This is a genomic window from Mycoplasma suis str. Illinois (genome assembly GCF_000179035.2).
Lineage (GTDB): Bacteria > Bacillota_I > Bacilli_A > Mycoplasmatales > Mycoplasmoidaceae > Eperythrozoon_A > Eperythrozoon_A suis.
Genome location: NC_015155.1, coordinates 247,168 through 259,598, shown reverse-complemented (window position 1 = coordinate 259,598; position 12,431 = coordinate 247,168). Strand labels below are relative to the sequence as shown.

Below are 12,431 nucleotides of genomic sequence, written 5' to 3'. Positions count from 1 at the left end.
AAAAATAGGCTAATTGAGGGAAATTTTCCCTAAATTATTTTTGAAATTCAGTAATTTTTATGCCTTTTTTGCCGAAAAAGACATTAAGGGAGTGAAAAGAGCTGAGAGAATAAGATGAGTGTGAAACTATTATATGGCCTACCGGCCACACTACTAACCAGTAGTTTAATAACTGAAACAAGTCAAATTGACCTAGACAGAATTATTCAACAAAATGTTTTGAAGAATAAAGAAGTTCTTCTACAAGAAGAATTCAAGCAAAATCTTGAATCCTTTAATTCTCAAAAACATGACTCAAATCTACTTCTTCCCGTTAATGTCATGATTTATGACAATTACTACAACAGATACTCAGAATGAAAATACTGAGATAAATATACATTTGAAGACAATGTTCTAGTTTTCGACAAAAAACAATATGACTCCAGCGAGTCATATCAAAGTGCATACAAAAAAGTATGACTAAATGAAATAAGACATATGAAAGATTACAAGTACTACAAAACTAATATGGGTCAATTCCCGTATAGAGATGACAATCTAAATATCAATTGAATTGATGGAAAAGGTTCTGGTCATCAATTAAAAAATATTCTCTCTTTAAGTCTTCCTGAAAAAATTGAAAAACCTTTTGAAATGCACAAGAAAATTGTGCAATTAAATCATGCCTTCCCAGTTAATAAGGCAATTGAAATATTCTCTGGATACTGAAAAAATGGCCAACTAAATAAAGAAAATAATGTTATTTCCGAAGTAGAATATGGAAATCTAAAACTTCATCCCAAAAGATGAAGTGATATTTATCACAACTTTCAAGGAGAAAAAGTTACTTGCCAAAACTTAGAAACAAAACAAGATAAAGATTTAAAGGAACACAGATCCTTCATTTCTGAAGGATTCGACTCTAAATGTCACCAAATAAATGTAATGGACTTCTGATCATTCTTCTGATACAACAGAGATAAAAATATTTACTCTTCTGGATATGTTGGATACAAATACAAAGTGCCGAACAGTTGAACAACACAATACTTCTACTATTCACTAGGAGAGTGAATGCTAAATAGACCTGTGCAATATCAAGTAAACGAGGCTCAAGACAATAACGACAAAATATGATACATTGACTTTGACAATGTATTTATTCCGGAAATAAAAGTAATTGATAGCAAAATTTCTGCCCCAAAGAAAAAGCCTTTGGCTCCTAAATCAAGCAATCAAGTTCTTCAACTATCAATCTATCTAAATTACGACAAAATCAAAGAACTTGATGCTTTCTGAAAGATTAGCCCTCATCTGAATTATCAAATGAAATTCAAGTTAGATGGAAAAGAACACAAAATAGATTTCCAACTAAAAGATGTTCTAGAAGGAAAGAGTTACAAATTGGAGAACTCAGACAATAAATTCTCTAATTACTCCTTCTCTAACTTTGAGTTACTAGTTAATTCAAATAACTCAAAAATAAAAATGGTTTCTCCAAATAAGGAATCTTTCAAATACAAATTGAATCTATCTATTATCAAGCAAAGATTTAACCTGTTTCACTCAATACTTCTTGACCAAGATGAATTGAAAAACTATTACTATTCAGAACTAAAAAATCAAGAAAAGTTGGAAAAACTTTTCTACTCTGTATCTACAAATCCAGAAAACAATAAGAATAAATTTGTGCCACTCACCAAGGAGTGGCTAGATCTCCTAAATATAAAAATTACAGGAAGTGACTTTAGTCCTGCAGTATCAATAGAATACTACGATTTCTTGTCTGACAAAAATAAAAAGATTGAATACTCTGACCTTCAATTCTTACCTAATTTTTCTGACAAAGGATATATCAGAAAAGACAAATTCTCAAGTACTGAAGAAATCATTACAGCACAAACTAGTCAGAGAATAGGTAAGTACTTCTGGGACCACGTGGACCTTAAGTTATCTGAAAAAGATATTCTAGAAGGTACTGAAAAATATCAACTAACATCCAAAAACATTAAGCCAGAAGAGCAAAGCATATTTAATGACTGATTTACTCACTATAAAAATTCCCCAGTAACTCTTAAAAATAGTTTTGATAAATATCTAGTCCCTAAGTCTCAAGTTTTGAACTTAGAAGAAATAATCAAAACTAATAATTTCAAAGATTTATTCAGAATTAATCACGAAAGAAGAAGTCAAAAAATTAATTTAGCTCTTTCAGACTTTGAATTCAAAAAAGTTGGAGAAGCTGGAGACTATATAGAAGTCTCCATTGAATATAAGGGAAATTCTCTTAAAAATCTATCTCCCGGTCAATTAGTGGATAATTCTCAAAAAGTTAATATTACTGGGAAAACTAAATTTAAACTTAATAAGAGAAATTCTTATATGATATTCCCAGAAAATTCTGATTCACTTTTCTATTTCTCAACTAGCGAAAATGCTGGTTCTAGTGAGTCATCTTCATTCTGAAAGAGTGGTTCAGTTCTAGCTTCAGTAATTGCTGGGGTGGTTACTGGAGGAGGGTTAGTAGGGGGAATTGGAATGTTACTATCTAAGAAGTTAAAGTTATTCGCATAATTTAAAAAATGGCAGTATCACCAAGACGAGTTTCCAAAACAAAAAAAAGAATGAGAAATTCTCATTCTGGAATAAAGAGTTTTCATCCATTACAACAATGTCCTAAATGTGCTAAAATTACAAAACTTCATATGGTTTGTGCATGCGGTTATTACAGAAATAAGAGAATTATCCAACAACCAGAAAAAAAGGAGTAACAACAAAAAATTAACCTAGAGAAAGTTTTCTTTCTCTTCTCAAAACATAACGTTAATTCCTTCACTGACAGGAGTATTTTCGATAAACAAGGCTTAAAAAACCTTAAGTTAATTTGAACAACTTTTTTCTCTTCTTTGGTTCTAGTGCTTCTTTTCATATTTGCCTTCTTCGCTTAAATTACACTGTTTAACCTCTAAATTTAAGAATTTCTCGCTTTTAGCGAGTTATTCTTTTTTTATGCTTTTTGGGCAAAACTAACTAAATTAAACCCGACAATTAGCATCTACACTCCCTACCCAACAGTAGAAATAAAAAAGGGCTTTTGGGCCACCCCAACTAAACTAAATCCTTATTTCTTAGTTCTTTTTGCTGGAGCTGTATTCCTCATAGGATCAATAGTTACGTTGTGTTATGAATTCACTCTCAACAACTTTGTCGTAACGATTCGACAAATTACATGACAGTCCAATTTCTTTGCTTTTATTGTCGCTTTAACTTATATCCTTAAGCCAAATCTTTCTATCTTTAAGACAGATACTATCTTCATAATAATTGGATCTTTACTAGTTACATCAGGAACTATTTTCTTTTTCCTGTTGTTACCAGTTTATCTAAGTTCTAACTTACTTTATTACTCTTCAATTTCGCTACCACTACCCATTAATGTTTTCTGAAACTTCTGGAATCACTCAGTCACTCCAGTAGCTTTTGTTAATTTACTATTAGTTAGATTCAGAGAAAGATCTTCTTGTCTAAGAATTGATAGAAAGAAAGCTCTACATGGTTTTGGTATTTTCTGACTAATAAATATACTTTTGAATATTTATTTCTCTTTTGATAATTACAATACTCTACCTTATGGAGCAGTAACAAATTGAAACTGAAAGAGACCTATTGAAAAACTAAAGGGATTAAATGGAATAGCAGAAAGTCAACATATTGTTTACAACTTTCAATTAGCTTTCTTTTCATTTGTAATTGTTGGTATCACAACAATTGTTTCTTTCCTAATTTTTTGAGTCATAGCCGATAGTCCCTTCAAGGAAAGAATTCAATCTTACAGATTGAGAAATCTTTTACTTAACTTAAGATAAAAAATTCTTAATTTTGGGATCTCTCCCGAAAAGGGAGATTTCCTGAGTTAGGGCTTACCTAACTAAAAAATAAAGTCTTCGTCTTGAATTGTTTCTACGTGAGTAGTCTTAATGTAACCATTCCCTTTAGTTGAGAAAAAGTCATGATTCTTAGTTGAGGTATTTAATCCATTAAAGATCATTGGATTAATGTCATTTTCAGTTACATCATATTTTTCTTCTAAATCCAGATTTTGCAAAGCCTTATTGGCATTGTACTTCAAAAATTGAATTACTTCTCCAACTAAATTAATTGGAGAATAAACCTTTTCTGTGTATTCTATTTCGTTTTCCATTAATTCTTCAAGAAGACTGTAAACTTGTTTCTTCAATTTTTCTTGTTTTTCCGAATCAAAAGTAGAAAACAACTTAGAAGCTAAATTTCCTATATAAAGTCCGTGAATAGCTTCATCACGAATTATTAAATTAATGATTTCTCCACTATTAATCATTAATCCCTGTGAAGAAAGATAAAGCATATAGAAGAATCCTGAATAGAACAAGAAGGATTCTAGAAATACAGAGGCAACCATTGCCATATAAAGGGATTCTTGATCCTTTATATTCTCATAGTAAGAGACAACTATGTCTACTTTCTTTTGTAGACTAGGTTCTTTCTTTATTCACTCAAATAATTCATTTATTTGTTCTGTGCTTAGCAAAGTACAAAAAATGGAAGAATAACTTTTTGCGTGCATTTGTTCCATCATTGCCATGAATTGCAAAACAGCTTTAGTTGGAAGGTCTGGCACAGCCAGACAAATCCTATTCATACCTATAGCTCCCTGATGAGTATCAAGAAGTGTTAAGGATACCAAAACTTTCACATAAACATCTTTTTCTTTTTCAGTTAATCTAGCTTGTCAAACTAACTTATCCCCACTTAAAGGAATTTCTTCATCAACTCAAAATTGTCTTACATTTTGATCTCAAAATGTCTTAGTAAATTCCACATTAACTTCATTTCAATTTACCCCCTCTCAAAGGTCTTTTGAGTTGCTCTTAAACAAGTACATACGAGGATAATTTTACATAGAAATGGGTAGAAAATTAAGTAGTTTTCAATTCATAAAATTTAGTTTGTCTAACCTCCAATTTTCCCCTTAGACAATGAATTATATTAGTTTTTGATATCCTAAAAATCCAATAAAAATATGCAACTTTGATTCGCAAGTAGAACTGGAAAAGTTGAAACAATTGTTTCAAAATTACAGCTCAAAAATGTTTTTAGAATTTTTAATGGAAAGGAAGTTGCAACAGAAGAATATATTCTATTTACTTACACAGATGGTGAAGGAGAAGTTCCAAAAGTTGTAACAACTTTTCTGGAACTTAATCACCATTTGTTAAGGGGAGTTATTGGAAGTGGAAATAAAAACTTCGGAAAAAACTTCTGTAAGTCCGTACATATAATAAATGAAAAATATAATGTCCCCATACTTATGAAATTTGATCTTGGGGGAAACAGAACAGCTATTGAACAGTTAAAAACTGTTTTAACTGAACTAAATCTAAGTTAGATTTTTTAGAAACACTTAACCGACTATCATAAGCAAAAAAAGAAAAACTCTAAGTAAAGCCTACTACGACTCTTTAATCTACAATAATCAAGTTACTTTAAAGGGAAAAGATGGTTTCTTTTCCCTTGAAAAAGACTTACTTGCTATCAAAGAATATGAGAAGTATATTTCTGAGAATCAAAAATATTCTTCCAAAAAAATAGGTTATGAAAGAATTAAGTGATTAGTTCAAGAAGACTATTACTTCCCTAGTCTTCTTGAAAAATACACTGAAGAACAAATTAATCAATTAGCTGAAAAAGTATATTCATACTCTCATACTTGAAAGAGTTATATTTCCATTTCTAAATTCTTTGAGAGTTTCGCACTTAAAAGTAATTGCGGAAACTTCATACTAGAAAGTTATGAAGATAGGGTAATAGTAGTTTCTCTCTTCCTAGGAGATGGAAACTTCAAATTAGCCAATGAAATAGCTGACTTAATAACTAGACAGGTTTATCAACCTGCCACTCCTACTTTCTCTAATTCAGGAAAAAAGAGATCAGGAGAATTAGTTTCTTGCTTCCTTTTGGAAACAGAAGACTCTATAAATTCAATTAACTATATTATTGCCACTTCAATGCAACTCTCCAAAATTGGTGGAGGAGTTGCAGTAAATCTTTCTAAATTGAGAGGTAGAGGAGCCTCAATCAAGAAAATAGACAGTACTGCTTCTGGAGTACTTCCAGTACTAAAAATACTTGAAAATGTATTTGATTATGCAGACCAACTGGGTATGCGAAGAGGAAGTGGAGTAGCTTACCTGAATATATTCCACTTTGACTTAATTGACTTTATCGACTGCAAAAAAATTAATGCAGACGAAAAGTCAAGAATTCAAACACTATCTATAGGACTTATTATTCCTGATAAGTTCCTTCAACTAGCTACAGAAAATAAAAATTTCTTTATTTTCGAACCTAACACTATTTACCAAAAATATAAAGTTCTTCTTTCAGACCTAAATATGAATGAATGATATGACAAGCTAGCTGCAGACAAGGACATTCTTAAAAAAGAATTGTCTGCAAGAAATGTTCTAACTAGAATAGCTCAGATTCAATTTGAATCTGGTTATCCCTATGTAATATATATAGACAACGCTAACAAACAGCATCCCCTAAGAGGTCTTGGAACCATCAAAATGAGTAATCTTTGCACAGAGATTTTCCAATTACAAGAGAGTTCCACTATCGGGGACTATGGAGATGAAGACCAAATTAGATATGATGTCTCTTGTAATTTAGCTTCTCTAAATCTAGTTAATTTACTAGAAGAAAAAGATTTAGAGAAAGTAATAGATATTTCTATGAGAGCGCTAACGGCAGTTAGTGATCTTACTTCAATTAAGAATGCTCCAAGCATTAGAAAAGCTAATGAGTCCTTCAGATCAGTAGGACTAGGAGTCCTAAACTTTACTGGAGTTCTACTTAAAAATAATCTAGCTTATGATGATCCAGAAGTTCTGGAATTTGCAGATTCTTTGTTCTCTGCGATTAACTATTATTCTCTATTAGCTAGCTCTAATATAGCTAAAGAGAAAAATAAGAAGTTCCATAACTTCGAATTATCAGACTATGCTAATGGTAGTTATTTTGATCAATACTTAAATAATTCTTTCGAGCCTAAATCTGAAAAAGTAAAAGAATTGCTTAAGAATATAAAAGTTCCTTCTCCCGAAGACTGAGCAAAACTAAAAGAAAAAGTTCAACGAGATGGACTTTACAATGCTTACAGATTAGCTATAGCTCCAACTCAAAGCATTAGTTACCTTCAAAGCGCTACTGCTTCCATACAACCTATTATTTCCTCTATAGAAACAAGATTGTATGGAAACTCAATGACTTATTTCCCGATGCCATTTCTTACAAAGGAAAATGAACATCTATATAAGTCTGCTTATCAAATAGATCAACGTAAGTTAATAGATGTTTCTGCAACCATTCAGAAACATATAGACCAAGGTATTTCAACAATACTTTATGTAACTAATAACTCCACAACTAGAGACTTAGTTAAGTTGTACCTTTATGCTCACCATAAAGGGCTTAAATCCCTTTACTACGTGAGAACTAAAAACCTACAACCTAATGAATGTTTGATGTGTCAAGCTTAAAAATTATTTTCTAAAAAGCTTTTTTTAAAGCTGAAATCCTCCGTAAGAACGGGGGAACACAGATAAATCTTTGATGTTCTTAAGTCCAGTCAAGAACATTAATAATCTTTCAAATCCCATTCCAAAACCTGCTGAAGAGAAATAACCATATTTTCTCAGTTGTAGATATCACTCTAATTCTTTAACATCTAGATTCATTTCACTAATAGATGAGTTCAACTTATCTATTTTTCCTTCCCTCTCAGAACCTCCAGCTAGCTCTCCAACTCCCTCTACTATCATGTCGAAAGAAAAAGTTGTTTTCTTATCTTCACTTCTAGCCATATAGAAAGGTTTTTGTTCTGAAGGGAAGTTAGTAATGAATAATATTTTTGTACCTAAAAGTTTGCAAAGACTTTGTTCATCTTCTTTATTAAGCTCATCTCCTCAAGATTTTTTCAAAAGCTCTAGACAATCTCTATAACTAGCTAACTTATATTTAGCTTCTCTAATTTTCAATAATCTTTCTATCAAATCCTTATCTTGAGAAATCTTAGAAATTAACTGTAAAGCTTCTTGACAATTGTCAAGAACTTTACCTAGCATGTAGTTAAAGAGATTGTAAGTTGTTTGAATTATCTTCTCTAAGTTGGAGAATGATTCTTCAACTTCAATCATTCAAAATTCAGCTAAATGTGCATGACTATTAGATTTTTCAGATCTAAAAGTAGGTCCAAAAGAAAAGCTTTTACCTAATCCTGCGGAAATAACTTCACAATAAAACTGACCACTAACACTTAAAAGAACTTGTTCTTTTTTGAAGAAATCATTGTATTCCTTATCCAACTTAAATAGTTCTGCACCCCCCTCGCAAGAATTAGAGGTCAACACAGGCGCAAAAGAAGGATAGAAATGATTTTCATAGAAGAAATCATTCATAGCCTTAACAACTTCTCTTCTTATTTGATATACAGCACTAAATAAATCAGTTCGGTGACGAACTAATTGTTGACTTCTTAAATAATCTAGTGTTAATTCTTTGGGTATTAAAGGAAAGTCAGTAGTTTTACTTAGAGACTTAATTCCAGTAGCTTTTAATTCAAAAGATTGTTTTCCTCCTTTGGAGGGAGTCAAAACACCCTTAACTTCTATTGCATCTCCAAGAGAAATATCTTTACTGCTTAAGTTTTTACCATCTAAAACTGCTTGAATTCCTGATAAAGAAGTTCCATCAACTACTTTCAGGAATTCAACTGAAGAAAATGTTTGAATAGTCTTTACTCATCCCTGAATACAGTATTCTTTTCCTCGCTCAATCGAGGATTGAGCTAGTAGCTCATTAATAGAGATTGAATTTCTATTCATTACTTCTTCAAAGATTTCCTTTTTTAATTACTTAAATAGATTAATACTTAACTATTAAATAATAGTTTTTAATTCTTTATTTTTAAGTAATTAAAAGTTTTTCATCCTTTAATTATTTCTTTCGTCATAAAAGTAATAGAAATATATAGATAAAAAAATAAAAAATTTTTAATAAATATTTAAATTAGGTAGATATATACTAAGTAGTTATTTTGTCTAAGTTAATTGCAGCATTTCTAACTCTTACAGGGGTTGGAGGAGGTAGTTTCTTAACGACTAAATATCTCCAGAATAGTAATTTTTTAGGAAAGTTAAAGACTGTAAATTCTTCTTCAGCCCGTATAGGGCAAAGTCCTTCGCTGGGGGGGGGCAGTTGATAATTCTTTAAGCGTTAGTGGGTTTAGAGGTGAAACCTATTCTCACAACTCTAATCTCGGAAGCAACTCTGTAAGAAGTAGAGTAGCTAAGGGCCTTGATGGCCCTTCTCCAGAAAATATAAAACAAATCTCTCAAGAAGAGATTGGGACATTAACTCAACAATTAGAGGAAATTGAAAAAACTAATGAAGCTAAAAGAAAGTTCTACCAATCACATAATTTCACAGTGAAAGATTGGGATCAAACAAAAAATAAAGAAATGGAAGAAAAAATAAGAGATTACACAGTAGGCTTAAGACACAACTGTTCTATAGGTACTGGTTGAATTCTTGATTATGAATGACCTGAAGATGAAACTAAATATCCTACAAAATGATTTATCGCGACAAATGCTCATGTATTTGAAAAATTTGACTTCGCTAAAGGGGATAATTTTGGACAAAAAGTTTCTCAACCTTGCAAAGGTTCTTACAGATCATCTTTTCAATTAGCGGTTTGAAAAGAAAAAGAAGGAGTGAATCAACAAAAGAAATTGGAAAAAGTTAGTGTTAAAGAAGCAAAACTATTCTTCGCTGCTAGAAATCACCTAGGAGAAAAAGTTCAAAAAGAAACAGGAGATTACTTCCATGACTTTATAGTTTTGGAAGTAACTTTTGTTGACCAATGAGAAGCTAAAGATGCTACAGATGATTTCCACGGAAAATATGGAAAAAATAAAAAAACACCTCTAAATTTCTTCAATAATGGAATTACAGAAAATGAAGAAAATTTTGAAAAAGAAAAAACTTATAACACTGCTTACTATGTTGGAGGATTCCCTATGCAAAGTGGGGAAAGTATGACATTCAACCATAGAAGAAATTCAAAAGCTTCCACTTTGCACCAATCAACACTAAACTATGACCTTCAAAGAGTTAATGAAGGGAAGAAATCTTTAAGAGGATTAGGAGATACTTCTTTCAAGTTGAAGTGAGATGGAAATACATCTAATCAAAAACTAAATGGATTCCTTTACTGAATAAATCAGGCTAATATTGGTGCTGGAGGATCTGGTTCTATGGTTGTAGATGAAGATGGAAATTTATTGGGTCTATATTCCTTTAATTGAGGTGGTGACTTAGGAGGAGTTCAACCTATAAGGTCTTATAGTTTGAATCTTTCTGGAAATAAAAAATCTCCTAAGTTTGACTTAATTAGGGGGACTGAAGGTCAAACAATTTCCTACAAAAGTCAACTAGAAAAATACTATCCATCCAAAAGAACTTTCTTGAAAGAAAGACAATCTCAAGAATTTAACAAAACTTTTTAGTAAAGAAGCTTAATCCCCTAAAAGGGGGAAAAGCTTTCTTATCTTTTACTTATTCTCCAGAAGAAAAATTAAATCCTAAATTCTTTAATCCTTCAACTAATTTCTTATTATCTTCATCTTTCAATCAATTTTCTAGGGCATAACCGCTCTTTGGCCCAACTTTAGGTACATTCAATTTACTTTCTAAATCAGAATTAAATAATTCTTCCAGAGAGGAAAACTTCTTTAAAAGTAGTTTTGCAGCTTCCCCTCCTATATGATCTATTCCTAGACCAATTAGTATCTTTTGGGGGGAAGCTTTTTTACTTTCTTCAATGGAAGTTACTAACTTCTTGAATAATTTCTCTTTAATCTTCAAATCTTTTGAAGAATAAATTTCTTGTTCTTTTTCTTTTAGGGAATAAATATCCAATATATTAGTTAGAAAACCTTTATTAACTAATTTTTCTATTATCCCTCTTGAAAGTCCTTCAATATTTACTGCTTGTTGAGAGCAAAAGTAAACAATTTTGCTAATTTTTTGTTCTCAACAATCTTTATTTCTACAATATTGCAATTTATCTCCTCCCCCAAAAACTAATGTTGAGGAACAAGAAGGACATTCAGTAGGCAACTCATAAGGAGGTAATTCTGAATTACTTTCTGCAAATATAATCTGGGGAATCACTTCCCCAGATTTACATACTTCTACAATACTTCCTTCTCTTAAATCTAGTTTTTTTATATTGTCAAAGTTGTGCAAAGAAACACACTCAATTTGACTTCCTTTAAGTTCTATTGGTTCTAACTTACCAATATATGTAATTCTTCCACTTCTACCTACTTTAAGTTCAATTTTCAGTAGTTTAGTTTTCTTAACTAAACTAGGATACTTATAAGCTATAGCTCACTTAGGAAACTTAGCTGTACTTCCTATAATTTCATGATCTTCTAGTGAATTTAGCTTTATTACTAAACCATCATTTGGAATATCAATTTCATCCTTGACTTCTCCAAATTGACCTATGAAGTCAAGGAATATATCTAAATTGGCTCTATTTCCTATTATTGTTTTGCTGTATTCTTTCGGAGGAGTTGTGAATCCCAACTCCTCCAATGTTCTAATCATTTGTTCCTGTGTCTTTACGGGAAATTCCTGTTCTTTAGATACAGGAATAATTCTGTAAGCTATAAAGCTTAGTTTTTTATCTGATATTTGTTCAAAATCTTTTAGTCTCAGTGTTCCGGCTACAAAATTTCTAGCATTACTAAAAGTTTTGATTCTTTTTTCAGAAGATTCTTCCTGAATCTTCTTGAAATCTGATTTCAAGATAAATATTTCTCCCCTAACAAGTATTTCTTCCGGAAAACTTTCCGGAAGTTTAATCTTTTTAGGAATGCTATTTATTCTCAAAATAGGCTCAAATAAGTCTTCTCCTTTAATTCCGTCCCCTCTGCTTAGTGCTTCTATTAGCTCTCCTTTTTTGTACTGCAAGCTAATGCTCATTCCATCTATTTTGGGCTCAACAAAAAATTCATTATTTTTATAAGGTCTATTGTTTTGCTTTAATGTTTTTTCGATACTATCGAAAAAAAGACAAAGCTCTTCTTGATTAAAAGCATTATTCAGAGAGAGCATTGGCTCTAAATGCTCTTTCTTAAATTTTTTAGACTCAGAATAAACATGACCTACCTGAGTTTGTTCTATATCGCCCCCAAGGGCTCTGAGTTTTTTTAACTTAAAGTCATATACATCATCAGGTAGGTCAGGTACTCCCTTATAGTACTTTTCCTCTTCCCTTTGAAGTTCTTTTTTTAACTTTTCTATTTTTTTGTCCGACATATTAATAATTTATTAAG

General features: G+C 31.2%; 9 protein-coding genes. 6 read left to right on the top strand and 3 right to left on the bottom strand.

Features of this window, described 5'->3' with window-relative positions; all coding sequences use genetic code 4:
• Positions 1 to 114 precede the first annotated feature (114 nt).
• The 3 genes from MSU_RS01535 to MSU_RS01525 all read left to right on the top strand — a co-directional run bounded on the left by MSU_RS01535 (position 115) and on the right by MSU_RS01525 (position 3,848).
• Complete coding sequence (locus MSU_RS01535; protein ID WP_013609778.1) at positions 115 to 2,556, top strand: hypothetical protein; 2,442 nt, start codon at positions 115 to 117, stop codon at positions 2,554 to 2,556.
• Positions 2,557 to 2,564: 8 nt separating this feature from the next.
• On the top strand, positions 2,565 to 2,753 hold the full coding sequence (gene rpmF / locus MSU_RS01530) for a 50S ribosomal protein L32 (RefSeq protein WP_013609777.1): 189 nt from the start codon (positions 2,565 to 2,567) through the stop codon (positions 2,751 to 2,753).
• Between the two features lie 597 nt (positions 2,754 to 3,350).
• Positions 3,351 to 3,848, top strand: coding sequence for a hypothetical protein (locus MSU_RS01525; protein WP_232500282.1), 498 nt, complete (start codon positions 3,351 to 3,353; stop codon positions 3,846 to 3,848).
• Positions 3,849 to 3,910: 62 nt separating this feature from the next.
• Here MSU_RS01525 and nrdF read toward each other — a convergent pair whose 3' ends face one another.
• A complete protein-coding gene (nrdF, locus tag MSU_RS01520) occupies positions 3,911 to 4,903 on the bottom strand; it encodes a class 1b ribonucleoside-diphosphate reductase subunit beta (protein ID WP_013609776.1) in 993 nt (330 codons plus the stop codon).
• 138 nt (positions 4,904 to 5,041) lie between these two features.
• On the opposite strand from nrdF, the gene nrdI reads away from it, so the two are divergent.
• Both nrdI and nrdE read left to right on the top strand, forming a co-directional pair.
• Positions 5,042 to 5,407 carry a class Ib ribonucleoside-diphosphate reductase assembly flavoprotein NrdI gene (gene nrdI, locus MSU_RS01515; RefSeq protein ID WP_013608959.1) on the top strand — a complete coding sequence of 122 codons (366 nt, stop codon included), beginning with the start codon at positions 5,042 to 5,044 and terminating at the stop codon, positions 5,405 to 5,407.
• A 25-nt stretch (positions 5,408 to 5,432) separates the two neighbouring features.
• On the top strand, positions 5,433 to 7,562 hold the full coding sequence (gene nrdE, locus MSU_RS01510) for a class 1b ribonucleoside-diphosphate reductase subunit alpha (protein ID WP_052293978.1): 2,130 nt from the start codon (positions 5,433 to 5,435) through the stop codon (positions 7,560 to 7,562).
• A 24-nt stretch (positions 7,563 to 7,586) separates the two neighbouring features.
• Here nrdE and asnS read toward each other — a convergent pair whose 3' ends face one another.
• Positions 7,587 to 8,906, bottom strand: a complete 1,320-nt coding sequence (asnS, locus tag MSU_RS01505; RefSeq protein WP_013609774.1) for an asparagine--tRNA ligase — start codon at positions 8,904 to 8,906, stop codon at positions 7,587 to 7,589.
• Between the two features lie 603 nt (positions 8,907 to 9,509).
• Between asnS and MSU_RS01500 the strand changes: the two genes are divergently transcribed.
• A complete protein-coding gene (locus MSU_RS01500) occupies positions 9,510 to 10,592 on the top strand; it encodes an MIP family Ig-specific serine endopeptidase (RefSeq protein WP_013609773.1) in 1,083 nt (360 codons plus the stop codon).
• A gap of 49 nt (positions 10,593 to 10,641) precedes the next feature.
• Here the strand turns inward: MSU_RS01500 and ligA are convergent, their stop codons facing one another.
• Positions 10,642 to 12,414: an NAD-dependent DNA ligase LigA gene (ligA, locus tag MSU_RS01495; RefSeq protein ID WP_013609772.1), complete on the bottom strand. Its 1,773-nt coding sequence runs from the start codon at positions 12,412 to 12,414 to the stop codon at positions 10,642 to 10,644.
• Positions 12,415 to 12,431 lie beyond the last annotated feature (17 nt).